Source organism: Micromonospora sp. NPDC051006 (assembly GCF_044456245.1).
Taxonomy (GTDB): domain Bacteria; phylum Actinomycetota; class Actinomycetes; order Mycobacteriales; family Micromonosporaceae; genus Micromonospora.
Window position 1 is genome coordinate 242294 of sequence record NZ_JBITFP010000001.1, and the last position, 25110, is coordinate 267403.

Here is a 25110-nt window from a genome sequence, read left to right on the forward strand (position 1 = left end):
GGGGCGGCCCCACCCACCGCCCCCCCCCCGCGGGGGGGGGCCCCCCCCCCCCCCCCCCCCCCCCGGGGGGGCCCCCCCCGGCGCCGGCCCCCCGCCCCGGTGGAGCGGAGTGTCGGCTCAGGCCTCGGCCGAGCCCTCCTGCAGGTTCTTAACCACGTTCGGGTCGACCGGGACGCCCGGGCCCATGGTGGTGGTGAGGACGACCTTCTTGAGGTACTTGCCCTTCGCCGCGGACGGCTTGGCCCGCAGCACCTCGTCGAGCACCGCGGCGTAGTTGTCCACCAGCTGGCTCTCCGAGAAGGAGGCCTTGCCGATGATCAGGTGCAGGTTGGAGTGCTTGTCCACCCGGAAGGTGATCTTGCCGCCCTTGATGTCCTGCACCGCCTTGGTGACGTCCATGGTCACCGTGCCGGTCTTCGGGTTCGGCATGAGACCGCGCGGGCCCAGGATCCGCGCGATCCGGCCGATCTTGGCCATCTGGTCCGGCGTGGCGATCGCCGCGTCGAAGTCGAGCCAACCACCCTGGATGCGGGCGACCAGCTCGTCGGTGCCCACCTCGTCCGCACCCGCCGCGGCGGCCTCTTCGGCCTTCGCGCCGGCGGCGAAGACGATCACGCGGGCGGTCTTACCGGTGCCGTGCGGCAGGTTGACCACGCCGCGGACCATCTGGTCCGCCTTGCGGGGGTCGACGCCGAGGCGCATGGCGACCTCGACCGTGGCGTCGAACTTGACGTTGGTGGTCTCCTTGGCCAGCTTCACGGCCTCGGCGGGGGTGTAGAGCTTCGACCGGTCGATGACGTCGGCGGCCTTGCGGTAGCTCTTGCTGCGCTGCATGTCTGGTTACTCCTGTGGTCTCTGGCGGGCCGCGGCGTCCGCGCGCCCTCCCACGATCCGTACGGGTCGGTGCTGAGGCGAGGTCAGTCGCTGACGGTGATGCCCATCGAGCGGGCGGTGCCGGCGATGATCTTCTCGGCCTGGTCGAGGTCGTTGGCGTTGAGGTCGGCCATCTTCTTCTCGGCGATCTCACGCAGCTGGGCCCGGCTGACCGAGCCGACCTTCTCGGCCTGCGGGACGCCCGAACCCTTCTGCACACCGGCGGCCTTGATCAGCAGCCGGGCGGCGGGCGGGGTCTTCAGGACGAAGGTGAAGGTCCGGTCCTCGTAGACGCTGATCTCGGCGGGGACGATGTCGCCCCGCTGGGACTCGGTCTGCGCGTTGTAGGACTTGCAGAACTCCATGATGTTCACGCCGTGCTGGCCGAGCGCGGGGCCGACCGGCGGCGCCGGCGTGGCCTGGCCCGCCGGCAGCTGAAGCGTGAACGTCTTGACGAGCTTCTTCTTCGGAGGCATGTCTCTTCCTGGGGCTTGGAGCTTGGGAAAATGCGGCTGACACCGCTCTCGGGGCGCGCACGGTCAGCGCGGTGCGACAGCGGCGACGTTCAAGAGTAGCGCAGGCCGGAACCCGCTCGTTCGCCGAGGTGCGGCGGGCGGACGTACGGCGACGCCGGCGGCGGGCTGAGCCCACCGCCGGCGGCCGGTCAGATCTTGGCGACCTGGTTGAAGTTCAGCTCGACCGGCGTCTCGCGGCCGAAGATCGACACCAGCACCTTGAGCTTCTGCTGGTCGGCGTTGATCTCGCTGATCGTCGCCGGCAGCGACGCGAAGGCGCCGTCGGTGACGGTGACCGAGTCGCCGACCTCGAAGTCGAGGACCTTGATCTCGGGCTTCGCCTTCTTCTGCTCGGTCTCCACCGCCGGGGCCAGCCACTTGAGGACCTCGTCCAGCGAAAGCGGCGCCGGCCGGTCGGCCCGGTCGGTCGCGCCGACGAAGCCGGTGACCCCCGGCGTGTTGCGCACGCAGGAGTAGGACTCGGCGGTCAGCTCCATCCGGACCAGGATGTAGCCCGGGAAGACCTTCGCCTGGACCTGCGACCGCTTGCCGTTCTTGACCTCGACTTCTTCCCGGGTCGGCACCTCGACCTGGTAGATGTAGTCCTCCATGTCGAGGCTGGTGATCCGGGTCTCGAGGTTGGTCTTGACCTTGTTCTCGTAGCCGGCGTAGGAGTGCACCACGTACCAGTCGCCCGGCGCGTAGCGCAGCTTCTGGCGCAGCTCGGCGACCGGGTCGTAGTCCTCGTCCGGCGCGGGCTCGGTGGTCGGGAATTCCGGCTCGCTGGCGGCCTCGACCGACTCGTCGTTCGCCGCCGTCGCCACCGTGGACTGCTCGTCCGCGGGTCCGGCGGTCTCGTCGTACTCAGGCACGCTCGCTCACTTCCGTCACTATCGGCTTGCGGCAGCCGGTCAGCTGGGGTTGCCGAAGACCCACAGCACGCCCTTGGCGAAGCCGAAGTCCAGGACACCCACGATCGTCAGCATCACCGCGACGAAGACGACCACCACCGCCGTGTAGGTCAGCAACTCCTTGCGGGTCGGCCAGATGACCTTACGCAGTTCGGCCACGACCTCGCGGAAGAACCGGGCGATGCGGCCGAACAGGCCCACCCGGTCGGTCTCCGCCCGGGTCTTCGGCCGGCTGTCGGCGGACTCGGCCCGGGCGCGCGACCGGGTCGCGGTGCCACCCCGGGAAACCGGCTCGTCCCCGTCGGTGGCGTCGTCGTCGGCCACGTCGTCGACGACATCGTCGTTCAGGCGGTCGTCGCCGGCGTCCTCGCCGCGCCGCTTGTTCTCGGCCACTTCGCCCTCCGTCGCGGGGTCTTGGTTCCGCACGCCGGGTGGCGTGCGCGGCGCTGGTCACGCCAGCCGGACCAAACCGTCCCGCGACGGGCCGCGGCCGGCGGATCGACCGGTGGGCCCGATGCCTCGGAACCACCCCGTCGATGCCACCACCACGGGCCGGACGCCGCCGTCTCGGCGGCGCGACCCACGGGAACGGTCAGGCCTGAGGCGCAGGGGTGACAGGACTTGAACCTGCAGCCTGCGGTTTTGGAGACCGCTGCTCTGCCAATTGAGCTACACCCCTGTGCGGCAACGCTCGCCCCACCCGACACAGACGGCCGAGCAGGGGTCACTTGCCCCACGGCGGACCAGTGTACGGGTAGGCGCTCGACTTTCCCAACCGGTCCACCCCTCGCGCGTCGGCGAGCCGGCCGGCCGTCGCCCGCCGGGGTCGTCCCGACGTCGCCCGACGGCCATTCGGCCGGCCGGCCGGGCGGCGCCCGCCCGGGCCGACCGGTCGCTCAGCGAGCCGTCCGGATGGTCGCCCGAGCCTGCGAGAGCACCTTCTCCCCCAGGCAGGTGACGGTCACGTCGAGCCGGGTGAGGCCGTCCTCGGTCACCTCGCGCACGACCGCGGTCACCTCGATCTCGGTGCCGTGGTCGTCGTCGGGCACCACCACCGGGCGGGTGAACCGGACGCCGTACTCGACCACCGCGTCCGGGGCGCCGGCCCACTCCGTCACCGCGCGGCCGACCAGGGCCATGGTGAACATGCCGTGGGCGATCACCCCGGGCAGCCCCACCTTGGTGGCGAACCGGTCGCTCCAGTGGATCGGGTTGAAGTCGCCGGACGCGCCCGCGTAGCGGACCAGGTCCGCGCGGGTCACCCGGAACGTCCTGGGTGCCAGCTCCATCTCAGGCCTCCCCGCGTACGACGAGCTTGGACCAGACGGCGACCACCGGCTCGCCGGCGGCGGTGGTGACGTCGGTGCGGGTGGTCAGGAAGCCGTGCCCACCCCGCGTGGTGATGTCCTCGATGGTGTTGACGCAGACCAGCTCGTCGCCGGCGACCACCGGCCGGGTGTACGCGAACCGCTGGTCGCCGTGCACCACCCGGCTGTAGTCGACGCCGAGCGCCGGATCCTCGATGATCTGCCGATTGGCGGCCATGGTGATCACGAAGGGGAAGGTCGGCGGGGCCACCACGTCGGGGTGCCCGAGCGCGCGGGCGGCTTCCGGATCGTGGTGGGCCGGGTCCGTGGCGCCGATGGCGGTCGCGAACTCGCGGATCTTCTCTCGGCCCACCAGGTAGGGGGCGGTCGGCGGATAGCTCCGGCCGACGTAGGACGGGTCCAGGGACATGCCGCGAACCTACACGGAAACACGATCGCCGATCTGCGCGCCCGGTGGCGGCTGGTGCCGCACCGGTCGATCAGATCGGCGATCGGAGGAGCTTCAGGGGTGGCCGGCGGTGCCGGCCGCAGGTCAGCGGGTCTCGCGGTGGACCGTGTGCCGACCGTCCCGGGGGCAGAACTTCTTCAGCTCGATGCGGTCCGGGTCGTTACGACGGTTCTTGCGCGTGATGTAGTTGCGCTCCTTGCACTCCACACACGCCAAAGTGATCTTCGGCCGGACATCGGTCGCCTTCGCCACGGCGGAGTGCCTTCCTCGCTACGGGTTACAACTACGGCGCATCAGCCTACGCGCGGATGACGCGGACATGCAAAGTGGGCGCCTACGGCGCCCATTCCCACCGACCAACCGGAAACGCCCGGAGGACGAGAGTAGCGGTGGCCGGACTTGAACCGGCGACACAGCGATTATGAGCCGCTTGCTCTGCCATCTGAGCTACACCGCCGCGGTGGGTCCAAGCTGACCCTCGAGCCCCCTTACGGAATCGAACCGTAGACCTTCTCCTTACCATGGAGACGCTCTGCCGACTGAGCTAAGGGGGCCTGCGCGATCTCCCCGTGGGGCGCGCAGAGGTAAGACTACACGGCCCGGGCCGACAGGTGAAATCGGATCCCCCACCGGGGAATATGCGCAGGTCAGGGCACGACACGCAGGCGCGGCAGCTCCGCGCCGGAGATCGTTTCCGGGTCGATCTGGGCGCCGAACCACGCCTCCAGGCGCTCGTACGGCAGCGGCCGGCTGAACAGGAAGCCCTGCCCGATCTCGCACCCGATGTCCTGGAGCAACTCCAGGGTCAGCTCGCTCTCCACGCCCTCGGCGACCACGGCCAACCCGAACTGCTGGGAGAGGGTGACCACCGCGTTGACGATCGCCAGATCGCCCGGGTCGGTCGCCATGCCCTCGACGAAGGAGCGGTCGACCTTCACCTCGTGCACCGGCAGCCGCCGCAGGTGGGCCAGGGACGAGTCGCCGGTGCCGAAGTCGTCCACCGAGAGGCGTACGCCCAGGTCGCGCAGCCGGCGCAGGGTGGGGATCGGACGGTCCGTGCCGTCGAGCACGCCGGCCTCGGTGATCTCCAGGGTGAGCCGCTGCGGGGGCACCCCGTACTCGGTGAGCAGCTCCTGGACCCGGTCCGGGAAGTGCTGGTCGGTGAGCGTCCGTGGCGAGAGGTTCACCGCGACCGAGAGCGGCTGATCGGCCTGGGCCCAGTCCCGGCTGCGCCGCAGCCCCTCCCGGAGCACCACCTCGGTGAGCCGGTCGAGCTGCCCGGTGTGCTCGGCCACCGCAACGAAGTCCTCCGGTGCCACCGTCCCGTGGGTCGGGTGCTCCCACCGGGCCAGGCACTCCACCCCGACCAGCCGGCGGTCCCGCAGGGTGACCTTGGGCTGGAAGTAGACCTCCAGCTCGCCGTCGTCCAGCGCCCGGCGCAGGTCGCCGGCGAGGCCGAGGCGCCGCAGGGACCGGGACTCCAGGGCCGGGTTGAACAGCTGCACGCTGCCCGGCACCGACTTCGCCGCGGTCGCGGCCAGGTCGACCCGTTGCAGCAGGGTCGCCGCGTCGCTGCCGTGATCCGGGTGTACGGCGACCCCGACCGCGGTGTCCACGTCCAGGGTGAGCGCGTCGAAGACCATCTCGTCGCGGATCTGCTCGCGCAGCTGGGCGGCCAGCTCCAGCGCCGCCTCGGCGCTCTCCAGCCGCATGGTCACCAGGAACTCGTCGCCTCCGGCCCGGCCGACCAGGGCCGACGACGGCGCCGAGGCGCGGAGCCGGTTGGCCACCTCGGCCAGGACCTTGTCGCCGGCGGCGTGGCCGAGTGACTCGTTGACCTGGCGCAGCCCGTCGACGTCGAAGAGGAGCAGCGCCACCACCTCGCCGGGCGCCCGGATCTTGACCGACTCGTCGAGCGCGCCGGTGATCCGCCGCCGGTTGGGCAGCTTGGTGAGGCCGTCGTGGTAGGCGTCGTGCCGCAGCCGGTCGACCAGCCGGGAGTTCTCCAGGGCGACCGCGGCGTGCGCGGCCACCGTTTCGAAGATCGGAATGTCACCGGGGGCGAAGTGCCCGATGTCGCTCAGGCGGTTGGCCACTTCGAGCGTGCCGATCACCGCCTGCCCGGACCGGAGCGGCACGACGATGACGTCCTTGATCTGGCGGGCACTGATCTCGCCACGCAGAGCCGTCTCATCTCCCAGCAGCCGCCCCATGGAGACGGTCTTCGCCAGGTCGCGTGCCTGCTGGCGGACGATCGCCGGGGTCGGCGCGACGTCGAGCAGCCCGGGGGCATCGACGCGGGCGGTCAACAGCACCTCGGGATGCCGCCCCTGCGCGGGGAGCCAGAGCGTCGCGGACTCGGCCTGCATGAGGGCACGGACCCGGTCGAGGAGGACGTCGGCGAGCGAGCCCTCCGCACCGCTGGTCGTGATGACCCGGGAGAGCTCGTACATGCCGGTCAGCGTGCGGTGCTGGCGGAAGAACTGGGCGTAGGACCGGTAGACCAGCGCGAGGGCGGCGAAGAGGGCGCCCAGCAGCAGGGCCGACCACCAGGTGGTCTTCAGTGCGATCAGCACGAGCAGACCGACCGAGGCGTTGATCGACGTGGTCAGGAAGACCGACGGGGTCGTGCGAAGGGCTTCCCGGCCCGCCTGCCAGCCCTGCAGGAGTACGTGTACGCCGACCACCGAGACCAGACTGACCAGGGTGATCATGTTGACCGCGAGGAACAGGCTTCCCCACGTGCCGGGACCGACCCCCTTCAGCGGCGGCAGACCCTGGAGCAGCAGGCTGGCCAGCGACGTCGCCGCGGCAGCCCGAGCGACGTTGAACCAGAACTTGGCGGGCGCGAACCGCTGCGAGGCACTCCAGATCAACGAGGCGAGCGTGTAGATCAGGACCACCGTGAGTGGCGGCAGAAAGAAGAGGGCCACCACCAGCGGGATCTCGGTGAGCGTCACACCGACGGACTGGCGCCGGACGACGAAGTTCAGCACCGGGATGCTGATGCCCGCCATCGCCAGGAAGATCAGGAACGCCAGCCCCCACTCGCCGAAGGGCTGGTCGGAGAGAACGCTGATCGCGGTGGAACAAACGACCGCAATCAACGCAAGCGGACCAGTGATCAGCCAGGCGTGGTCCGTGGACTTCCGTCGTTGGTCACGCCTCGACATACCACTCCCCCTGAGAGACGCCGTCACCCGCGATGCCGTCGCGGGCGACGGCGCGCATTAGCGGAGGGTCCCCGCGCCCCACACGACGTCGGTCAGCTGAACGTTCTCGGCACCGGCGGCGAAGTCGGCACCGAACAGTCCACCGAGGACGGCGGCAAGCACGAGGAGCGAGCCAAGCAGTCGGCCCAGCTTTCGACCAGACATGTTTGCTCCTGTCAGAGAAGTGTCACGGGGATGGTGGAGGTTCCACGATCGTGCCATACGGAGCGTGTGCTGAAAAGCGGCGCGGACACGGCTCGCCCAGGCGTCGACATCGTCGCACCATTCGGACCGCGAGCGTTGCCGCGCCGGGCCAGATCACGGGCCTGACGGCGCGGCGGAGTGCGTCATCCAGCGCCTGTTACGACCTTCAGCACATATCGCCTCGGCGACTCGGGCGGTCCCCAAACGCGCCCGGCCCGGTCACCCTCTGTCACGAGCACTGCCAATCCCCGTCGATTACCCCGGAACCCGAACATCGACCACCATACTCGGTCCAGGCAACAACGCCAGAGGGCTATAACGGGAACACGGGGCCGTTACGGACACCCGAGCGACGAGCCCCCCAGAGCGCGCCGGTCGAGAGGCGCAGGAGCCGGCGGGGCGACCCGATGGCCAGTCGGCGAGCCACGGAGTTGCCGAACGGCTCCGCTGGGCGGAACGACAACGGCCCGGGAGTGCGTTTCCGCAGCTCACGGGGCCATCTCTGCACCTGGCGGCGGGTAGAGGATTCGAACCTCTGTAGGTTTCGCGCCGAATTTGCAGGGCGTCCGCGATCTTGCCTCCGTCAGCTCGGCTGAACTGCTGTTGCTCTCCGACGAGCCGGCACCGACAGGTCAGATCCCACAATCTGCCCACGCCACAACGCTCCCGTTGAACACGACGCCAGTCGCCGTCTCCCGTTGCTTGGGTGCGCAAGGTGGGTCAGCGGGTTGTCGCAGGCACCGTGGCGGCTTCCCCGGGCCAGAAGCCCAGCAGTTTCTTCGCGCCGCCCAGCCGCCGGACGGCACCGGCGGCGGACACGGTCCCGCAGTTGTAGTCGACCCGCACAGTCACGTTGGTCTCGTCCGCGTAGCCAAGGATGACCTGATACTGGTCATGCCCGATGAACGTACAGGCGCTGTTTTCAAGGTCGGTCGAGTCAAGCGTGTTCAGGTAGTCGACCAGCCCGTCAACCTTGTCAGCAGCCAACGGGATCGTTTGACGCAGCGGATACTCCGGCCCGGTACGCGGAAACACGTACACGCACAGCAGCGCCGTCGAGCCACCCCCGGGCACGAGATCACCGTCGCGGCTGGCCTTGATGGGCGTCTGCTTGACGAACGTGGCAGGACAGGTGGGCGGACCGGGCTGCTTCACGGCGGCAGCGTCGCCCTCGGCTCCACACGCCGCCAGCGCAACGACAGACCCCAGGACGATTCCTACCCGGACGATCGACGCCGACCCCTGAGCACCAGCCGGCATAGCCACCTCTTCGATCTCCACTAATTCCAGGTGCTCATCCGAGCCCGTCGCCGATCTTGTCATTCACGGTGTCATCTTCCCCGTCGTGGGCTTCGGTGAGCGCCCGCGCCCAGGCGAGCTTCCAGTAGCTGGCGCTGCCTGCAGACGCAGTTGGGTGTCCTGGACGAGGTGCAGCGGCACCGTGTCGTCGCCGGGCGCCACGCCCACGATCACCCCCTGCCAGTGACGCGTAGCGAACGGCGAGGCTGTCGGCCATGTGACGGCGCCCTGGCGGAGCGGCGGGACGCGCCTACGCTGAGCGCACGTTTCGCCCGGCGACGCTCCGGAGGGAGCCGCCCCATGCCATCCATCCTCGCCACCGCTCTCCTCGCGGCCGCCTTGACGGCCGCACCCACCGCCGCCGCGTCCGCCGCGCCCAGCTATCGCATGGTGGACCTCGGCACCCTCGGCGGCGACAGCAGCTACGCCAGCGCCATGAACGACCGCGGCGACGTGGTCGGCCGCGCCCAGGCCGCCGACGGCACCTACCGCGGGTTCCTTTGGCGCCACGGCCGGATGATCGATCTCGGCGCCTTCAACCCGATCGACGTCAACGACCGCGGCCAGGTTGTCGGCATCCACGACGCCAGCTCCGGCGGGTACGTCTGGCACCGCGGCGTCCTGCGGTCGCTGGGCGATCCGTCCGCCCTGCCCGTGGCGATCAACGACCGCGGCCAGGTCGTCGCCCGCACCGACGCAGGCCCCGTCCTGTGGACGAACGGCCGCGCCCGGCCCTTGCCCCTCGGCGAGGTGTCCGACGTCAACGAGCGCGGCCAGGTCTCCGGCGGGGTGCACGTGCCGGGCGGCTTCCACGCCGCCCTGTGGCACAGTGGCCGGGTCACCGACCTCGGCGCCGGCCCCTTCAATCGCAGCAACACGTACGCCCTCAACGACCGCGGCTGGGTGATCGGCTGGCAGTTCTCGGCCGACCAGTTCGAGCGCGGCATCCTCTGGCGGCACGGCCGCGCCTTGGACGTCGGTACCCTCGGCGGCAGCTTCACCCAGCTGCGGGCGATCAACAACCGTGGCGAGATCCTGGCCAGCTCCCAGGCCGCCGACGGAAGGGCCCGCCCAGCGCTGTGGCGGCGCGGCGTCCTGCACGACCTCAGCCTCGCCGGGGTCAGCACGGACGGCGAGGTCGTAGACCTCGATGACCGCGGCCGCATCGCCGCGTCGATCCGCCCGGTCTCGGGTGTCAGCCGCGCGGTCGTCTACCACCCGCGCTGACGGGGCGGCCTCCGCTGCGGCGGACACTCAGCGCCGACGAGGCCCAATCGAGTTGATCTCGGTGACACGTTTGTGTACAGCTAGCGAGATCGAGCGGGCCAGAGCGGTGAGCGAGATTTATAAAAGGGCCCCTGACCGGCGTTCGCGCTGGTCAGGGGCCTCTTTTCGCACCTGGTGGCGGGTAGAGGATTCGAACCTCTGTAGCTTTCGCGACGGATTTACAGTCCGCTCCCATTGGCCGCTCGGGCAACCCGCCAGGGCACCCCACCGCGTCGGAACGCGGCGGCGGAAGCAAGGATAGCGGCTCCACCCGGCGATGGCGCAACCGGGTACCGTCAGAGGGTCGTGCCGCTGGTCAGCGGGCGACGGCAGCCCAGAGACCGACCGGACAGCAGGAGCATGAGCATGGCAGCTAACCCGTCGTTCGACATCGTCAGCAAGGTCGAGCACCAGGAGGTCGACAACGCCCTCCGCCAGGCTGAGAAGGAGCTCGCGACGCGGTTCGACTTCCGGGGCACCGGCGCCGAGATCTCCTGGTCGGGCGATGAGGCGATCAGCCTCCAGGCCGAGACTGAGGAGCGGGTGCGGGCCGCGCTGGACGTCTTCAAGGAAAAGTTGGTCAAGCGGAACATCTCGCTGAAGTCGCTCGACGCGGGCGACCCGCGGTCGTCCGGCAAGACCTTCAAGATCGACTGCAAGGTGATCCAGGGCATCGACTCCGACAAGGCCAAGGCGATCGGCAAGAAGATCCGCGACGAGGGCCCGAAGGGCGTCCAGGCGCAGATCCAGGGCGACCAGCTGCGGGTCACCGGCAAGAAGCGGGACGACCTCCAGGCCGTGATCGCGCTGCTCAAGGGCGAGGACTTCGGCGTGGCCCTCCAGTTCACCAACTACCGGTAACGAGGGCCCGGCTGGCCTGGTCATCGGGCCGGCCACGCCTTGTTGACTGGTAGACGCCGTCACCAGTGGTCGTCGTTGGTCGCCCCGATCGGCCGCCGACGGCCCCGGTGACGGCCTGGCCAGGGACGTCCAGCCTTGATCGCGCCGGCGGTCACCCACTCGGCCACGCGGAGCTGGTGCCCCGCACCTCAGTCCGGCTCCTAAACCGTTCTCCGCCGTCGCAGTTCTGCACGCGTGAACCAGGCAAGCCCACCGAGCGAGGCGAGCAAGATCCAGCCCGCGGGGTTCGTCGGGGCGATCAACAACGCGACCACAGCGGCAACCGCGCCAAGTGCGGCAAAGATCCACATCTTGCGAAGTGGGACCGCCGGGTGCGATCGGGGCTCGGCCCCGCTGGCCGAGTTCGGGCCGTCGAAGGTCATGAGTTGATCCTCGTGGTGGGCTCCGCGCTGCGTCAACGCACGGCCGGATGCGGGCACCCGCAGGAACGACGTACTTCCCGCGCTGGTGCCGGGCCTGCTCTGCCCCACCCGAGAGCTCATATAGTCGGGCAGTGACCATGGAACAGGTCCGGCAGGCCTACGCGTCCGTCGCAGAGCTCTACATCGGGTTGTTCGGCACGAGCCAACAGGTACACGCCGACGACCTCGCCTTCATCGGGCGACATCTGGCGGGCCGACCTGGCACGGTGCTCGATCTGGGCTGCGGGCCTGGCCACCTCACCGATCACCTTCGATCGCTGGGCACCGACGCGACGGGTATCGACATGGTCCCCGAGTTCATCGCCCACGCACGGGCAGCCCACCCGGACGGTAGCTACCAACTCGGGTCGTTCGAAGAGCTCGCCGTTGCCGACCACTCCGTCGCCGGCATCCTGGCCTGGGGCTCGTTGATTCATCTACCGCCGCAGGATCTCGACGGCGTGCTCGCCGAGCTCCGGCGGGTGATGGCCCCGGCCGGGAGGTTGGTGGTTGCCATCTTCGTCGGTGACGAGGTGGCGGCCTTCGACCACAAGGTCGTGACCGCCTATCGCTGGCCCGTCGACGAGTTTTCGGAGCGACTGGCGCGAGCTGGCTTCGCGGAAGTCGAGCGCCTGCAGCGGCCCAGCGAGGGCGCTCATCGACCGCACGCCGCCATCGCGGCAGTCGCCACCGAAGGGTGAGCTGAGTCGGCTCGCCGTCCCGCCGTGGCGTTCGGGCAGCGCGAGCGGTCAGGCGGGAACGGGCTCCTCCAGGCGTACCGCTGTCGCCTCCGCCCGGGCGATCGGCCCTGCGGGCAGCGCGGCGACCGCGGCCCCGACGGCGACCGCCGCCCCGGCGAAGAGGAACGCCCAGGGCACTCCGCCGGAGTGGTCGACGATGAGCCCGGCCACCGCGCCGCCGGCCGCGCTCGCCGCCACCGACATGGTGACCACCCAGGTGTACGCCTCGTTCAGCATGCCGGCGGGAGCGATCCGGCCGACCAGCGTGTTCTCCAGGGTCAGCGCGGGAGCGATGGTGGCACCGCCGACGACCAGCGCGATGCCCAGGGCCAGCGGGGTGGGCATCAATGCGAAGACGGCGAAGCTGCCGGACAACGCGGCGAGCAGCCAGGCGAACTGCCGGGTCATCCGCGCCGCCGGCTTGCGTACCCCGAACCAGAAGCCGCCGGCCGCGCTGCCGATACCCCAGACGGCCAGCAACAGACCGGCGAGGCTCTCCGGGTCGTCGGCGGCGTAGTTGCCGGCGAAGGCCGGCACTATCACCCCGGCCGCACCGAACGCGATGCCGAGGCTGGCGACGCAGACCAGCAGAGCCGGGAAGCCGGCGACCCGCAGCGGACCGAGCCCCCGGGCATGGTGCTCCCGGGCGTGCGGCTGCCACCCCCGCATCACCCGGCCGAGCGCCACCGCGATGGTGCCGACGAGGGTGAACACGGCCGCGCCCACCAGCGCGGCGGCGGCGTCGGCGACCAGCACGAAGCCGGCCACCAGGAGCGGGCCGAGCACGAAGACGAGCTCGAAGAGCGAGGTCTCCGCCGCCAGGGCGGTGTTGCGCAGGTGGTACCGGCCGGAGGTGGGGGCCGTCAGCTCGTTCCAGGCGCCGCGGATCGCGGCGGTCAGCGGCGGGTACGTCGCACCGGCGACGCCGGCGGCGAGGTAGATCCCGGCCAGTCCGTCGGCGCCGGCGCGGCTCGCCACCAGGAGCCCGATCAGAGCCAACGGGTGTGCGACGGCGGTGGCGAGCAGCACCGGGCTGGGGCCGACCCGGTCGGCGATCCGGCCGGCGACCGGACTCAGGGCCGCGCCGGCGATGGCGTAGATCCCGCCGGCCACGGCGGCCAGCGAGTATCGCCCGGTCACCTGCTCGACCACCAGCAGCAGCGCCAGTGGGGTCATACCGATCCCGAGCCGCCCGATGATGCCGGTGATCAGCAGCATCGGCGCGCCCGGAATTCGCCAGACACCCAGATATTGGCGCAGCGCGGCCACCCGAACCTCCCGGCTGTAATGAGCGTAAGACGTTTCGACCCTAACGCCGCGGGTCGTACGGATGAAGCGGTTATCGGCCCCGACACAGTGCTCCGCCCGCACCCGGCGGACCGGGTGCGGGCGGAGTGGGTGGGTTATACGGGGTCAGCGCTGGTACTGCACCGGGCTGACGGAGCCGGCCATCTGCTCCAGCCGGGCGACCCGGTCCTCCATCCGCGGGTGGGTGGAGAAGAGCGCCGCCACGCCGCCACCCCGGAACGGGTTGGCGATCATCAGGTGCGCGGTGCTGGTGAGCTGGCCCTGGGCCGGCAGGGGCCGGCGGCGGGCCACCGCGTCGATCTTGCGCAGCGCGCTGGCCAGGGCGAGCGGGTCGCGGGTCAGCGCGGCGCCCGAGGCGTCCGCCTGGAACTCGCGGCTCCGGCTGATCGCCAGCTGGATCACCGTGGCCGCGATCGGGCCCAGGATGATGGTCAGCAGCAGCACGGCCGGGTTCGGCGCGTCCTCGTCGTCCCCGCCGCCCAGCGGAATGAAGAAGGCGAGGTTGGCCAACGCGGTGATGATGCCGGCCAGGCCGGCCGCCACGCTGGAGATGAGGATGTCCCGGTTGTAGACGTGGGACAGCTCGTGCCCGATCACCCCGCGCAGCTCGCGGTAGTCGAGAACCTCGGTGATGCCCTGGGTGACGCAGACCGCGGCGTGCTGCGGGTTGCGGCCCGTGGCGAACGCGTTGGGCTGCGCGGTGGGGCTGACGTAGAGCCGCGGCATCGGCTGCCGGGCCTCCGTCGCCAGCTCACGCACCATCCGGTACAGCTCGGGGAATTGCGCCTCGGTGACCGGTTGCGCCCGCATCGACCGCAGGGCGAGCTTGTCGGAGAAGAAGTAGCTGAACCCGTTCATCAGCAGGGAGATGACAACTGCGATGACCAGTCCGCCACTGCCGCCGAACCAGTAGCCCACCGCCAGGATCAGCGCGGTGAGCAGGCCGAGCAGCGCGGTGGTCTTGAGACGGTTGTGGTGCACGATCACTCCTTCGGTGCACGGATCGCCGGGATCCGTCGACCGGTACAACACACCGGTACCCGCCAACCATCCGTCGTATGACTGAGAGATCGCTGGGAGCGTGCCCGATTGGCCGCTCAGCGGGCGGCGAGGTCCAGTACCAGCTGCGGAGCGAACCCGACCACCACTGCGGCCACAGTCGCCACAGCCAGCACGGCGGCCACCACCCGGGCGGGCGACGCCGCGACGGAGGTCACACCCGCCGACGCCGGGGGCGCGTAGAGGCGGGCGGCCAGCCGCAGGTAGTAGGCGAGGCCGACGACCGCGTTCACCGCCACCACCAGCGCGAGCCAGCCGGCCCCGCCGTCCAGCAGCGAGCGCACCACCGTCACCTTGGCGAAGAGGCCGGCCAGGCCGGGCGGCAACCCGGCCAGCCCGATCAGCGCCAGCGCCAGGCCGGCGCCGAGCCACGGGTGGCGGCGGGCCGCGCCACGCAGGTCGTCGAGGGTGCCGCCGTCGGCGTCCGCCGGGCGCAGGGCGGTCACCCCGGCGAACGCGGCGAGCTCCAGCAAGACGAAGAAGACGGCGTACGCGACCGCGGCCGCGTACGCGCCGGCCCGCGCCTCGTCGGTGCGACCCGCGGCCAGCGCCAGCGCGCCCAGCGGGGCCAGGATGTAGCCGGCCTGGGCCACCGAGGACCAGGCGAGCAGCCGGACCGTGCGCCGCTGGCGCAGCGCCACCAGGTTGCCGACCGTCATCGTGAGCACCGCGAGCAGGGCGAGCACCGGGCCGGTCCGGTCGGCCGGCAGCGCCGTCCCGACCACCGCGAGCAGCGCCACCACGCCGCCCAGCTTCGACGCCGTCGACAGGTACGCGGCCACCGGCAGCGGCGCGCCGTCGTAGGTGGCCGGCGCCCAGGCGTGGAACGGCACGGCGGCGACCTTGAACGCCAGCCCCAGCACCAGCAACGCCACCGCTGCCGTGGTCAGCGGCAGGTCGAGCAGTTCCGGCCGCTCGTCCAGCGCCGCGCCGAGCCGGCCCAGGTGCAGCCCGCCGGTGACCGCGTAGAGCAGCGCCGCGCCGAGCAGACTCAGCGCGGTGGCCACCACGCTGACCACGAAGAAGGTGACCGCCGCCTCAGCGCTGGCCACGCTGCCCCGGCGCAGCCCGACGAGCACGTAGAGCGGCAGGGTCAACGTCTCCAACGCCACGATCAGGGTGATCAGGTCACCGGCCGCGCCGAGCACCACGCCGCCGGTCATCGAGCAGGCGAGCAGGAAGGCGTACTCCCCCACCGGCGCCCGGCCGGCCCGCAGGTGCCCGCCGGAGAGCCCGAGCACCCCCAGGGTGAGCAGTGCGAACACCGCGCCGACCAGGGCCGCGCGGCCACCGAAGACGAAGGAGCAGTCACCGCCGACGCAGAACGTCCGCCGCTCCCCGCCGGCGCCGACCAGCGCCGCGCCGAACGCGGTGGCGAGCGCGCCCGCCGCGGCCACCGCCAGCGTGGCCCGCGGCCGGGCCAGCATGAGGTCGGTGACGAGCACCAGCACGGCGGTGCCGGCAGCCAGGTAGGCCGGCAGCAGCGCCACGTTGTCCACGCTCTGCACCACGCTCTGGCTCACGGAAGCACCACCTTCACCAGGGCGTCGACCGGGGCCTCGGCGACCCCGAGCACCAGAGCCGGGGCCAGCCCGATGGCCAGCGCGAGCAGCACCAGCGGCACCCAGGCGGTCAGCTCCGCCCCGGCCAGGCCGGGGGTCAGCCGGCCGACCGCCGGGCTCGGCCGGCCGTGGGTGACCTGGCGCAGCAGGCGCAGGAAGTACGCGGCGGTGAGCGCCCCACCCACCGCGGCCAGTACGGCGAGGGTGGTCCAGAGCCCGCCGCCCACCTCGACCGCGGCGATCACCGCGAACGCCTCACCCCAGAAACCGGCCAGGCCGGGCAGGCCCAGCGAGGCGATCGCGGCGAACCCGAGCAGCCCGGCGAGCCGGGGGGCGGTCTCCCGCAGCCCGGAGAGGTCGGCGAGCGCCCCCGAATGGGTGCGGTCCTTCACCGCGCCGGCCAGGAAGAAGAGCAGACCGGTGATCACCCCGTGCGCCACGTTGCCGATCAGCGCCGCCTGGATGCCGGTGGTGGTGAGGGTGGCGACGCCGAGCAGCACGAAGCCCATGTGCCCCACGCTGGAGTACGCGATCAGCCGCTTCAGCTCGTCCTGGGCGAGACAGACCAGCGAACCGACCAGGATCGCCGCCACGGCGAGCACACCGAGCACCGGCGCGGCCCAGCGGGCGCCCTCCGGGGCCACCCCGACCGCCACCCGGATCAGCCCGTACGTGCCCATCTTGAGCAGTACCCCGGCGAGCACCACGCTGCCCACCGTGGGCGCCTGGGTGTGCGCGTCCGGCAGCCACGAGTGCAGCGGCCAGAGCGGACTCTTCACCGCGAAGGCCAACGCGAAGAGGGTGAACGCGGCGAGCTGGGTGCCCCGGGACAGCCCGGTGCCCCCGGTCAGCGCCACGATGTCGGCGGTGCCGGCGGCGGCGACCACCACGTAGACGCCGACCAGCAGCAGCACCGAGCCGAAGAGGGTGTAGAGCGCGAACTTGCGGGCGGCCCGCCGCCGGTCCTCGCCGCCCCAACCGGCGATCACCGCGTACATCGGCAGCAGGACGACCTCGAAGAAAAGGAAGAAGAGCACCAGATCGAGGGCGAGGAAGGTGCCCAGGATGCCGACCTCGACCACCAGCAGCAGCGCCACCAGCGCCCGGCCGCTGCCGCCGGCCGGCACCCGCCAGAGGCTGTAGCCGCAGCAGAGCAGGGTGAGCAGGGCGGTCAGAACCACCAGCGGATAGGAGATGCCGTCCACCCCGAGGTGGAAGCGCAGGTCGAGGCCGGGCACCCAGGGGAGGTCCAACTGGTGCCACGGGCGCACGGCCGGGGCGGTCGCGGACCAGGCGAACCAGCCCCGGTCGCCGGCGGCCAGCGGGGCGGCCGCGAGCAGGGTGAGGCCGGCGGCCACCGTGCCGACCAGCCGGGCGGCCCGGTCGCCGGGCGTCGCGGCCACCGCGACCGCGCCGAGCGCCGGCACCGCCAGGACCGCGACCAGCAGGAACTCTCCGAAGCTCACGGCGCTACCTCAGTTCGCGACTGCGGGGCTCGCAAACCCGGCTCACTCCTCGCACTCACGCGAAGCCTCCGATCAGGGCGGCGGCCAGGCCGATCAGCAGCGCGCCGGCCAGCACGGCGGCGGCGGCCCGGGGCAGCGCCGCGCGGTGCAGCGCGGCCAGCCCGGCGCCGAGCCCGGAGGCGGCCCGTCCGCTCCCCTCGACCGCGCCGTCCACCACCACCTCGTCGCCGGCCCGCACCCAGCCGGCGAGCGCCCGGGCGGGGCGTACCACCAGGGCGTGCTGGAGGTCGTCGAGCCGGAACGCGGCCGCGAAGACCGGCCGCAGCGGACCCAGCGCGGTCGCCGGGTCGGCGGCCCGGTCGCGCCGCCAGCGGGCCCAGGCCAGCCCGGCGCCGAGCACCAGCAGCGCCAGTGGCAGCAGCACGGCGGGGGTCAGATGGACCAAACCCTCCGCCGGAAGGAGATCCGACGGGTGCCCGGGCGTCGCCACCTCGGCCGGTTGCAGCCGGTCGGCGAACGGGCCGGCGAAACCGGCCAGGCCGAGCAGCGCCGCCGGCGCCGCGAGCAGCAGCAGCGGCCAGCGCAGCGTGGCCGGTGGGTCGTGCGGGTGGACCAACGGTTCGCGGGTCTCGCCGAGGAAGGCGCGCAGCAGCAGTCGGGTGGCGTACCAGGCGGTGAGCGCGACGCCGACCAACCCCGCGAGCCAGACCAGCCAACCGAGCCAGGACGGGGTGGGGCCCTCGCCGTGCAGCGCGGCGGCCTGCGCCACCGCGAGCACGCCGTCCTTGCTCCAGAAACCGGCGAGCGGCGGCAGCCCGGCCAGCGCGCCGAGGCCGACCACCGTGCACCAGAAGGTGACCGGCATGCCGCGGCGCAGCCCGCCCATCTGGGACATCAGCGTGGTGCCGACCGCGTGGATCACCGCGCCGGCGGCGAGGAAGAGCAGCGCCTTGAACGCGGCGTGGGTGAGCAGGTGGAACAGCGCGGCCGCCGGGGAGCCGACAGCGAGCGCGCCGGTCATGTAGCCGATCTGGGAGACCGTCGACCAGGCGAGCACCCGTTTGATGTCGTCCTGCGCGGTGGCCGCGAACGCGCCGAGCAGCAGGGTGATCGAGCCGAGTACGCCGAGCACGGTCAGCGCGACGGGGGCCGCCACGAAGAGCGGGTAGAGGCGGCCGACGGCGTACACCCCGGCGGCGACCATGGTGGCGGCGTGGATGAGGGCGCTGATCGGCGTCGGGCCGGCCATCGCGTCGGGCAGCCAGGTGTGCAGCGGGAACTGGGCGCTCTTGCCGGCCACCCCGGCGAGCAGCAGCAGGCAGGCGGCGGTGAGTGTGCCCGGGGAGTAGTCGTGGGCCAGCACGTCGGCGATCCGGAAGCTGCCCGCGGAGACACCGAGCAGCGCGATGCCGAGCAGGAAGCCGACGTCACCGACCCGGGTCACCAGGAACGCCTTCATCGCGGCGGCGGGCGCCTCCGGCAGCCTCCGGTCGTGCGCGATGAGCAGGTAGGAGCAGAGGCCCATCACCTCCCACCCGACCAGCAGCATGATCAGGTCGCCGGCGACCACCACCAGCAGCATCGCACCGGTGAAGAGGCTGATCTGGGCGGCGTACGGCGGGTAGCGGTGGTCGACGTCCACGTCGTCGTGCGGACCGCGCTTGAGGTAGCCGATCGAGTAGACCTGCACGGCGAGCGCGACCGCGGCGACCGCCACCGCGACGAGCGCCGCGGCACCGTCCAACCGGACCCCGAGGGTCACCGTCAACCCGCCGAGGTCGACCCAACCGGTGGCCGCCTCGGCAGGCCCGTCCAGGGTGGCCAGCAGCGCGACCGCCAGGGCCAGCGCGCCGGCCGCGCCGGCCACCCCGAGGGTGATCGCCGCACGCCGGGCTCGCTGCTCACCCCGCGCCGGGTCGCCACCGCCGGAAGCCGCCAGGCCGCGCGGCGACGGCGGCAGCAGCAGACCGAGCAGCCCCGCCACCAGCGGTACGGCCGGCAGCAGCGCACCGAGCAGGGTGGTCGTGCTCACCGTTCCTCCCGTGCCTCGGTCGCCCCGGTGCCGGTGCCTCCGGCCGGCGGCGGCGCGCCGACGGCGGTGCGGACCGGAGTCGGCTCCTCGGCCGGGGTCGGCCCCTCGGCCAGCGGGATCTCGTCGACGGCGACGGTGGCTCGGAGCCGGTAGAGCTGGAGCACGATGGCCAGGCCCACGCCGACCTCGGCGGCGGCCAGCACGATCACGAAGAGCGCGAAGACCTGCCCGCTGTGCGGCAGCGCCGCCCGTACCGTGGCGTCGGCGGTGACCAGGATCAGGTTGACCGCGTTGAGCATCAGCTCGACGGCGATCAGCACCAGCACCGCGTTGCGGCGGCGCAGCACGCCGTAGACGCCCAGGCCGAAGAGGAGCGCTGCGGTGACGTACGGGATGACCGGCCTCACCGCGACCGCCCGATGTCCGGCCGGGAGAGCACCACCGCGCCGATCAGGGCGGAGAGCAGCAGCACGGAGAGCACCTCGAAGGGCAGCACCCAGGTGCGGAAGAGCTGGCCGCCGAGCCGTTCGGCGGTGCCCGCCTCGGGCAGGTCCACCGCCGTCCAGCGGTAGGCGTCGACCAGCAGCGCGGCCAGGCCCAGCCCGGTGCCGCCGCCGATCAGCGCGGCCGGCCAGCCGGGCCGGTCCAGATTGTCGGAGGCGCCGATCGGCGCCCGGGTGAGCATCACCGCGAAGAGCAGCAGCACCACCACCGCGCCGACGTAGATCAGCACCTGCACCCAGGCCACCAGCTCGGCGGTGAGGACCAGGTAGTCGCCGGCCAGCGCACCGAGGCAGACCACCAGGTAGAGGCCGGCCCGGACCAGGTGTTTCGTGGTCACCACCAGCACACCCGAGCCGACCGCCACCGCGCCGAGGGCGAGCAGCAGCACGTCCGCACCGGTCATGGAGTCGCCTCACCGGACGCGCCGGGCTCGGGGCGTACCGTCGGCGCGGCGGGCCGGGCGGCGGGGACGGCGGCCTTACGCGCGGCGCTGGTCTCCTCCTTCGCCGGTTCGCCGTTCGGGTCGTGCGCCGGCGGCGGCGGTACGGTGCCCATCCACTGCCCCAGGTGGTCCTTGTCGTGCAGCAGGTCCTTGATGTCGTACTCGGCGTACTCGAACTCGGGTGACCAGTAGAGCGCGTCGAACGGGCAGACCTCGATGCAGATGCCGCAGTACATGCAGAGCGAGAAGTCGATGTCGAACTTGTCGAGGACGTTGCGCTGGCGAGGACGGGCGGCGCCGGGCACCGCCACCTCCTCCTTGTGCGAGTCGATGTAGATGCACCAGTCCGGACACTCGCGGGCGCAGAGCATGCAGACCGTGCAGTTCTCCTCGAGCAACGCGATCACCCCACGGGAGCGGGGCGGCAGCTCGGGGGCGACGTCCGGGTACTGCTGGGTGGTGGAGCGCCGGGTCATCGTCTTCAGCGTGACCGCCAGCCCCTTGACCAGCCCCGCGCCGGGCAGGCCGCGTTCAGCGGCGCCGTCGTCCGGTGCGCTGTGTTCGCTGGGGTCGCTCATGTCGACCATCCTGCCCTGTACCCCCGGCGCGCGCGACCACCACCCGTCGGTCAACAGCGGTACCGTGGGCCTGGGGAGAACGACGCACCTGGAAGGACCCGCCCATGACCGCCGCGCTGCAGAGCGACTACCCGCCCGAGGGCGGGTGGACGACAGACGATCTGGATGCGCTGCCGGAGGACGGCCGTCGCCGGGAACTGCTCGATGGAGTGCTACTGATGTCCCCCTCCCCCACCCGCACGCACCAGACCATCGCGATGCGTCTTGGTGTCGCGCTCGAAGCGGAGTGCCCCGACGCGTACGACGTCACCCAGGGGGTCGAGGTACGGATCAACCGCACCCGCTCCTTCATTCCCGACGTGCTGGTGACCACTTCCGCCGCGGCGGCGCGCGAACCGTCGAGGTACGAGCCGCACGAGGTGGTCCTCGCCGTCGAGATCGTCTCCCCGAGCACCCGTTCGATCGACCGGGTGTTGAAGCCGGCGCTCTACGCCCAGGCCGGCATCCCGTTCTACTGGCGGGTCGAGCCGGAGGATGGCGCGCTGGAGGTCGTCACGTACCGGATCGACGCGGTGAACGAGGTCTACACCGAGACCGGGCGGTGGACGAAGTTCGTCGACACCGGCGAGCCGTTCCCGATCAACCTGCCGATCAGCCGGATCACGCCCCGGGCCCGGTGACGCCCCCTGGTGGCGGGAGCATCTCGACGCCGAGCTGTTGCAGGAGCTGGAACAGCTCGTTGCAGCTCCACACGTCGACGATCAGGCCGGCGTCGTCGAACCGCAGGAAGGTCGCCCCGGAGTAGCTGACCACCTGCCCGGTCGGCGGCACCGGCCCGAACTGCCCGGTCTGGGTGCCGGCGGCCCGCCAGTGCACGGCCACCCGACCGCCGCCGGTGACCACGTCCACGATCTTGTAGCGAAGGTCCGGGAAGGCCGCCCGGCGCTCCCGGTGCCAGGCCAGGGTCGCCTCCGGTCCGGTCCCGCCGAGCCCCGGGCAGCCCGGGCCGACCAGCTCGTACGCGGTCTCCTCCCGGCCGGCGTTCCACACGTCGGCGATGAAGCGTCGGGCTGTCGCCTCCACATCGGTCATCCGGGCAGCGTAGTCACCGGCGGCCCGGCCGGACGGCCGGAGATCCGCCATGATGGGACGCAGAGGCGGACGAGCGAGGAGACGACGTGGGCGACGAGACGGGCGGGAAGTACGTCGAGCCGGGTGGGGAGTTCACCCGGGACCAGCGCTACATCGCGACCCGGATCACCGCCGACGGGCGGGACGGGTTTCCGGTGACGCCGGGCAGATACCGGTTGGCGGTCAGCCGCGCCTGTCCGTGGGCGAACCGGTTGATCATCGTGCGCCGGCTGCTCGGCCTGGAGGACGCGCTCTCCATGGCGGTCGCCGGCCCCACCCACGACGCCCGGAGCTGGACGTTCGACCTTGACCCGGGCGGCCGGGATCCGGTGCTCGACATCGAGCGGCTGGCCGAGGCGTACTTCGCCCGGTTCCCCGGCTACGAGCGGGGCATCACCGTGCCGGCGATCGTGGACGTGCCGACCGGGCAGGTGGTGACCAACGACTACGCGCAGATGAGCCTGGACCTCAGCACCGAGTGGACCGCCTACCACCGCGACGGCGCGCCGGAGCTCTACCCGGAGCGGCTGCGCGACGAGATCGACGAGGTCAACGCGGTGGTGTTCCGGGACGTCAACAACGGCGTCTACCGGTGCGGGTTCGCCGGCAGCCAGGAGGCGTACGAGTCGGCGTACCGGCGGCTCTTCGAGCGGCTGGACTGGTTGACCGAGCGGCTGCAGGACCAGCGCTATCTGCTCGGCGACACCATCACCGAGGCGGACGTGCGGCTCTTCACCACGCTGGTCCGCTTCGACCCCGTCTACCACGGGCACTTCAAGTGCAACCGCAGCAAGCTCACCGAGATGCCGGTGCTCTGGGCGTACGCCCGGGACCTGTTCCAGACGCCCGGCTTCGGGGACACCATCGACTTCGACCACATCAAGCGGCACTACTACGAGGTGCACCGGGACATCAACCCGACGGGCGTCGTCCCGCTCGGGCCGGACCTGTCGAACTGGCTCACCGCGCACGGGCGGGAGTCGCTCGGCGGCCGCCCCTTCGGCGACGGCACCCCACCCCCGCCGCCACCTCCGGCCGAGCGGGTGGACCCGGCCCACACCCCACTGCGCTGATCCCCGGCGCAGGCCGCGCCGGGTCGTGGGTCAGAGGGCCAGGCGGACGGCGGTGGTCAGGACCAGCTGGGCCAGCGAGGCGGGGACCAGGACCAGCCAGCAGAGGCGCTGGAGCTGGTCCTCGCGCAGCCGCGGGTACGACACCCGGAGCCAGATGATCAGGAACGCGACGGCGAAGACCTTGAGCAGGGTCCAGAGCCAGCCGAGCTGGGCGTCGGCGAACGGGCCCTGCCAGCCGCCGAGGAAGAGCACGGTGGTGAGCGCGGCGATCACCACGATGCCGACGTACTCGGCGAGCAGGAAGAACGCGAAGCGCAGCCCGGTGTACTCGGTCATGTAGCCGAAGACCAGCTCGGAGTCGGCCACCGGCATGTCGAAGGGTGGTCGGCGGATCTCGGCCAGCCCGGCGACGAAGAAGACGACCATGGCTGGCGCCTGCCAGAGCAGCCACCAGGGCTGCCACGCCTCGACGATGCCGGAGAGGCTGAGCGTGCCCGCGGCCATCGCCACCGAGGCGGCGGCCAGCACCAGCGGCAGCTCGTAGCCGAGCAGCTGGGCGGCGCCGCGGAGCCCGCCGAGCAGGCTGTACTTGTTGGCCGAGGCCCAGGCCGACATCAGTACGGCCAGCACCCCGACGCCGACGACCGCGAGCACGAAGAAGAGCCCGATGTCGAGCGGCTGGCCGACCAGGTCGTCCGGGCCGAGAGGGATGACCAGCAGCACGAGCAGGTACGGCAGCAGGGCGATCGCCGGGGCCAGCCGGAAGACGGCCCGATCCGCCTCGCGCGGGGTCACGTCCTCCTTCTGCACGAACTTGACCCCGTCGGCGATCAGCTGCGCCCAGCCGTGGAAACCACCCGCGTACATCGGGCCGAGCCGGCCCTGCATGTGCGCCATCACCTTGTGCTCGGCCTGCCCGACCAGCAGCGGCAAGGTGAGGAAGGCGACCAGCACGCCGCCCACCCGGATCACCAGCTCCAGCCAGAGCGGCATCAGGCCGTACCTCCCTCGTCGGCGGGCCGCTCGGCGTCGCCCGCCGCCGGCGGGCCGGGGCGCGCCGGACGGGCGCCCGGGGCCGGCCGGGCCGGGGTGCCGCCGCGCGGTCCCTCCCCCACGTTGCCGGCACCCGCCGGGGTGGGGGTCGTGCCCCACTCGCCCGGCGCGGGCACGCCCGGCGGGCGGATCGGCCGCCGGCCGCCGCCGGCCTCCGACTCGCCCGGTTCCTTCGCGCCCGGCCAGGGCTTGGCCACCCGAGAGGCCAGTACGAACTCCTTGCGCAACGGGTGGCCCTCGAACTCCGGCGGCAGCAGCAGCGGAAGCAGCCCGTCGTGGCCGGCGAAGTCGATGCCGAACATCTCGTGCGTCTCCCGCTCGTGCCAGGCGGCGCCCGGGTAGACGTCGACCACCGAGGCCACGACGGGCGTCTCCCGCGCCACCCGGGCCCGCAGCAGGACGCCGTGCCGGTGCCGGGTCGACCAGAGGTGCGCCACCACGTCGAACCCTTCGGCCAGCTCGTCGACGGCGGAGAGCCAGTCGAAGTAGTCGCAGGCCAGCTCCGCGTCGTCGCGGGCGGCCCGCAGCGCCTCCCGCCAGTTCGCCGCCGGCACGTCGACGGTGGCCCGGGCGTGCCGCTGGCCGCCGGAGATCGACGGGGTGGCCTCGGCCGGCGCGAGCAGCGTCGCCATCCGGCGGCCGACCTCTTCCGGAGTCATGCCGCTGATCCTAGGGCGTGGCTCCGGCATCCCGTCGAGCCGAGACGAGGCCCGGACAGCGCCCGGCCGTGTCGGCCCGCCCGTGGGCCATCTGCCGCTTTGCCGGCGGAAGCCGGTCCGGCAGG

27 protein-coding genes and 4 tRNA genes are annotated in these 25110 nt (G+C 71.9%); 5 read left to right on the forward strand and 26 right to left on the reverse strand.

Features of this window, described 5'->3' with window-relative positions; all coding sequences use genetic code 11:
- Positions 1-117: 117 nt before the first annotated feature.
- From rplA to ACIBBA_RS01190, 13 genes are all read right to left on the reverse strand, one after another.
- A complete protein-coding gene (gene rplA, locus ACIBBA_RS01130; protein ID WP_350875472.1) occupies positions 118-834 on the reverse strand; it encodes a 50S ribosomal protein L1 in 717 nt (238 codons plus the stop codon).
- An 83-nt stretch (positions 835-917) separates the two neighbouring features.
- The gene (rplK, locus tag ACIBBA_RS01135) at positions 918-1349 is read right to left on the reverse strand and encodes a 50S ribosomal protein L11 (RefSeq protein ID WP_350875474.1); all 432 of its coding nucleotides are present in this window, start codon (positions 1347-1349) and stop codon (positions 918-920) included.
- Positions 1350-1537: 188 nt separating this feature from the next.
- The gene (nusG, locus tag ACIBBA_RS01140) at positions 1538-2260 is read right to left on the reverse strand and encodes a transcription termination/antitermination protein NusG (RefSeq protein ID WP_350875476.1); all 723 of its coding nucleotides are present in this window, start codon (positions 2258-2260) and stop codon (positions 1538-1540) included.
- 39 nt (positions 2261-2299) lie between these two features.
- Positions 2300-2692 carry a preprotein translocase subunit SecE gene (gene secE, locus ACIBBA_RS01145; protein WP_350875478.1) on the reverse strand — a complete coding sequence of 131 codons (393 nt, stop codon included), beginning with the start codon at positions 2690-2692 and terminating at the stop codon, positions 2300-2302.
- 213 nt (positions 2693-2905) lie between these two features.
- Positions 2906-2978 (reverse strand) — tRNA-Trp (locus ACIBBA_RS01150).
- 217 nt (positions 2979-3195) lie between these two features.
- Positions 3196-3588 carry a MaoC family dehydratase gene (locus tag ACIBBA_RS01155; RefSeq protein WP_396692593.1) on the reverse strand — a complete coding sequence of 131 codons (393 nt, stop codon included), beginning with the start codon at positions 3586-3588 and terminating at the stop codon, positions 3196-3198.
- Between the two features lies 1 nt (position 3589).
- Positions 3590-4036: a MaoC family dehydratase N-terminal domain-containing protein gene (locus ACIBBA_RS01160; RefSeq protein ID WP_396692595.1), complete on the reverse strand. Its 447-nt coding sequence runs from the start codon at positions 4034-4036 to the stop codon at positions 3590-3592.
- A gap of 123 nt (positions 4037-4159) precedes the next feature.
- Complete coding sequence (rpmG, locus tag ACIBBA_RS01165; protein ID WP_007073056.1) at positions 4160-4327, reverse strand: 50S ribosomal protein L33; 168 nt, start codon at positions 4325-4327, stop codon at positions 4160-4162.
- Positions 4328-4459: 132 nt separating this feature from the next.
- Positions 4460-4532: transfer RNA gene (locus ACIBBA_RS01170), tRNA-Met, on the reverse strand.
- Between the two features lie 24 nt (positions 4533-4556).
- Positions 4557-4629 (reverse strand) — tRNA-Thr (locus ACIBBA_RS01175).
- Between the two features lie 93 nt (positions 4630-4722).
- A complete protein-coding gene (locus tag ACIBBA_RS01180; protein WP_396692597.1) occupies positions 4723-7248 on the reverse strand; it encodes a putative bifunctional diguanylate cyclase/phosphodiesterase in 2526 nt (841 codons plus the stop codon).
- A gap of 57 nt (positions 7249-7305) precedes the next feature.
- Positions 7306-7452: a hypothetical protein gene (locus ACIBBA_RS01185; protein WP_396692599.1), complete on the reverse strand. Its 147-nt coding sequence runs from the start codon at positions 7450-7452 to the stop codon at positions 7306-7308.
- A gap of 759 nt (positions 7453-8211) precedes the next feature.
- Positions 8212-8646, reverse strand: a complete 435-nt coding sequence (locus ACIBBA_RS01190; protein WP_396692601.1) for a hypothetical protein — start codon at positions 8644-8646, stop codon at positions 8212-8214.
- Positions 8647-9090: 444 nt separating this feature from the next.
- Here ACIBBA_RS01190 and ACIBBA_RS01195 point away from each other — a divergent pair, with 444 nt between their 5' ends.
- Positions 9091-10017 carry a hypothetical protein gene (locus ACIBBA_RS01195; RefSeq protein ID WP_396692603.1) on the forward strand — a complete coding sequence of 309 codons (927 nt, stop codon included), beginning with the start codon at positions 9091-9093 and terminating at the stop codon, positions 10015-10017.
- Positions 10018-10189: 172 nt separating this feature from the next.
- On the opposite strand, the gene ACIBBA_RS01200 is transcribed toward ACIBBA_RS01195, so the two are convergent.
- Positions 10190-10273, reverse strand: a tRNA-Tyr gene (locus tag ACIBBA_RS01200).
- Between the two features lie 149 nt (positions 10274-10422).
- Between ACIBBA_RS01200 and ACIBBA_RS01205 the strand changes: the two genes are divergently transcribed.
- Positions 10423-10917, forward strand: coding sequence for a YajQ family cyclic di-GMP-binding protein (locus ACIBBA_RS01205; RefSeq protein WP_396692605.1), 495 nt, complete (start codon positions 10423-10425; stop codon positions 10915-10917).
- Between the two features lie 200 nt (positions 10918-11117).
- Here ACIBBA_RS01205 and ACIBBA_RS01210 read toward each other — a convergent pair whose 3' ends face one another.
- Positions 11118-11339, reverse strand: a complete 222-nt coding sequence (locus tag ACIBBA_RS01210) for a hypothetical protein (RefSeq protein ID WP_396692607.1) — start codon at positions 11337-11339, stop codon at positions 11118-11120.
- A gap of 131 nt (positions 11340-11470) precedes the next feature.
- Here ACIBBA_RS01210 and ACIBBA_RS01215 point away from each other — a divergent pair, with 131 nt between their 5' ends.
- Entirely contained in the window at positions 11471-12079 is a 609-nt protein-coding gene (locus tag ACIBBA_RS01215) for a class I SAM-dependent methyltransferase (RefSeq protein WP_396692609.1), read from the forward strand.
- A 48-nt stretch (positions 12080-12127) separates the two neighbouring features.
- Here the strand turns inward: ACIBBA_RS01215 and ACIBBA_RS01220 are convergent, their stop codons facing one another.
- The 8 genes from ACIBBA_RS01220 to ACIBBA_RS01255 form a co-directional block, all read right to left on the reverse strand.
- On the reverse strand, positions 12128-13387 hold the full coding sequence (locus tag ACIBBA_RS01220) for an MFS transporter (RefSeq protein ID WP_396692611.1): 1260 nt from the start codon (positions 13385-13387) through the stop codon (positions 12128-12130).
- Positions 13388-13531: 144 nt separating this feature from the next.
- Positions 13532-14407, reverse strand: coding sequence for a zinc metalloprotease HtpX (gene htpX, locus ACIBBA_RS01225; RefSeq protein ID WP_396692613.1), 876 nt, complete (start codon positions 14405-14407; stop codon positions 13532-13534).
- Between the two features lie 116 nt (positions 14408-14523).
- A complete protein-coding gene (locus ACIBBA_RS01230; RefSeq protein ID WP_396692615.1) occupies positions 14524-16008 on the reverse strand; it encodes an NADH-quinone oxidoreductase subunit N in 1485 nt (494 codons plus the stop codon).
- Positions 16005-17513 carry a NuoM family protein gene (locus ACIBBA_RS01235; RefSeq protein ID WP_396692617.1) on the reverse strand — a complete coding sequence of 503 codons (1509 nt, stop codon included), beginning with the start codon at positions 17511-17513 and terminating at the stop codon, positions 16005-16007. The genes ACIBBA_RS01230 and ACIBBA_RS01235 overlap by 4 nt, the downstream gene beginning before the upstream one ends.
- Positions 17514-17568: 55 nt before the next feature.
- Positions 17569-19545 (reverse strand): NADH-quinone oxidoreductase subunit L, encoded by a 1977-nt coding sequence (locus ACIBBA_RS01240; protein ID WP_396692619.1) that lies wholly within the window; start codon positions 19543-19545, stop codon positions 17569-17571.
- The gene (gene nuoK / locus ACIBBA_RS01245; protein WP_396692621.1) at positions 19542-19952 is read right to left on the reverse strand and encodes an NADH-quinone oxidoreductase subunit NuoK; all 411 of its coding nucleotides are present in this window, start codon (positions 19950-19952) and stop codon (positions 19542-19544) included. The genes ACIBBA_RS01240 and nuoK overlap by 4 nt, the downstream gene beginning before the upstream one ends.
- The gene (locus ACIBBA_RS01250; protein WP_396692623.1) at positions 19949-20452 is read right to left on the reverse strand and encodes an NADH-quinone oxidoreductase subunit J; all 504 of its coding nucleotides are present in this window, start codon (positions 20450-20452) and stop codon (positions 19949-19951) included. The genes nuoK and ACIBBA_RS01250 overlap by 4 nt, the downstream gene beginning before the upstream one ends.
- On the reverse strand, positions 20449-21078 hold the full coding sequence (locus tag ACIBBA_RS01255; RefSeq protein ID WP_396693400.1) for a NuoI/complex I 23 kDa subunit family protein: 630 nt from the start codon (positions 21076-21078) through the stop codon (positions 20449-20451). The genes ACIBBA_RS01250 and ACIBBA_RS01255 overlap by 4 nt, the downstream gene beginning before the upstream one ends.
- A gap of 95 nt (positions 21079-21173) precedes the next feature.
- Here ACIBBA_RS01255 and ACIBBA_RS01260 point away from each other — a divergent pair, with 95 nt between their 5' ends.
- Entirely contained in the window at positions 21174-21749 is a 576-nt protein-coding gene (locus tag ACIBBA_RS01260) for a Uma2 family endonuclease (protein WP_396692625.1), read from the forward strand.
- On the opposite strand, the gene ACIBBA_RS01265 is transcribed toward ACIBBA_RS01260, so the two are convergent.
- Positions 21730-22161 (reverse strand): ester cyclase, encoded by a 432-nt coding sequence (locus ACIBBA_RS01265; protein ID WP_396692627.1) that lies wholly within the window; start codon positions 22159-22161, stop codon positions 21730-21732. The two genes, ACIBBA_RS01260 and ACIBBA_RS01265, sit on opposite strands and share 20 nt — an antisense overlap.
- A gap of 86 nt (positions 22162-22247) precedes the next feature.
- Here ACIBBA_RS01265 and ACIBBA_RS01270 point away from each other — a divergent pair, with 86 nt between their 5' ends.
- Entirely contained in the window at positions 22248-23273 is a 1026-nt protein-coding gene (locus tag ACIBBA_RS01270; protein ID WP_396692629.1) for a glutathione S-transferase family protein, read from the forward strand.
- A gap of 30 nt (positions 23274-23303) precedes the next feature.
- On the opposite strand, the gene ACIBBA_RS01275 is transcribed toward ACIBBA_RS01270, so the two are convergent.
- Complete coding sequence (locus tag ACIBBA_RS01275; RefSeq protein WP_396692631.1) at positions 23304-24266, reverse strand: NADH-quinone oxidoreductase subunit H; 963 nt, start codon at positions 24264-24266, stop codon at positions 23304-23306.
- A complete protein-coding gene (locus ACIBBA_RS01280; protein ID WP_396692633.1) occupies positions 24266-24985 on the reverse strand; it encodes an NADH-quinone oxidoreductase subunit C in 720 nt (239 codons plus the stop codon). Before ACIBBA_RS01280 ends, ACIBBA_RS01275 begins: the two co-directional genes overlap by 1 nt.
- Positions 24986-25110: the final 125 nt, after the last annotated feature.

What these genes read in the sequence shown, in the direction of transcription:
- ACIBBA_RS01210 (WP_396692607.1), bottom strand. Translation starts at nt 11,339, where the DNA reads ATGACCTTCGACGGCCCGAACTCGGCCAGCGGGGCCGAGCCCCGATCG.
- ACIBBA_RS01260 (WP_396692625.1), top strand. Translation starts at nt 21,174, where the DNA reads ATGACCGCCGCGCTGCAGAGCGACTACCCGCCCGAGGGCGGGTGGACG.
- rplA (WP_350875472.1), bottom strand. Translation starts at nt 834, where the DNA reads ATGCAGCGCAGCAAGAGCTACCGCAAGGCCGCCGACGTCATCGACCGG.
- ACIBBA_RS01265 (WP_396692627.1), bottom strand. Translation starts at nt 22,161, where the DNA reads ATGACCGATGTGGAGGCGACAGCCCGACGCTTCATCGCCGACGTGTGG.
- rplK (WP_350875474.1), bottom strand. Translation starts at nt 1,349, where the DNA reads ATGCCTCCGAAGAAGAAGCTCGTCAAGACGTTCACGCTTCAGCTGCCG.
- ACIBBA_RS01180 (WP_396692597.1), bottom strand. Translation starts at nt 7,248, where the DNA reads ATGTCGAGGCGTGACCAACGACGGAAGTCCACGGACCACGCCTGGCTG.
- ACIBBA_RS01160 (WP_396692595.1), bottom strand. Translation starts at nt 4,036, where the DNA reads ATGTCCCTGGACCCGTCCTACGTCGGCCGGAGCTATCCGCCGACCGCC.
- ACIBBA_RS01250 (WP_396692623.1), bottom strand. Translation starts at nt 20,452, where the DNA reads ATGACCGGTGCGGACGTGCTGCTGCTCGCCCTCGGCGCGGTGGCGGTC.
- ACIBBA_RS01255 (WP_396693400.1), bottom strand. Translation starts at nt 21,078, where the DNA reads ATGGTCGACATGAGCGACCCCAGCGAACACAGCGCACCGGACGACGGC.
- ACIBBA_RS01280 (WP_396692633.1), bottom strand. Translation starts at nt 24,985, where the DNA reads ATGACTCCGGAAGAGGTCGGCCGCCGGATGGCGACGCTGCTCGCGCCG.
- ACIBBA_RS01205 (WP_396692605.1), top strand. Translation starts at nt 10,423, where the DNA reads ATGGCAGCTAACCCGTCGTTCGACATCGTCAGCAAGGTCGAGCACCAG.
- ACIBBA_RS01185 (WP_396692599.1), bottom strand. Translation starts at nt 7,452, where the DNA reads ATGTCTGGTCGAAAGCTGGGCCGACTGCTTGGCTCGCTCCTCGTGCTT.
- ACIBBA_RS01275 (WP_396692631.1), bottom strand. Translation starts at nt 24,266, where the DNA reads ATGCCGCTCTGGCTGGAGCTGGTGATCCGGGTGGGCGGCGTGCTGGTC.
- ACIBBA_RS01155 (WP_396692593.1), bottom strand. Translation starts at nt 3,588, where the DNA reads ATGGAGCTGGCACCCAGGACGTTCCGGGTGACCCGCGCGGACCTGGTC.
- ACIBBA_RS01195 (WP_396692603.1), top strand. Translation starts at nt 9,091, where the DNA reads ATGCCATCCATCCTCGCCACCGCTCTCCTCGCGGCCGCCTTGACGGCC.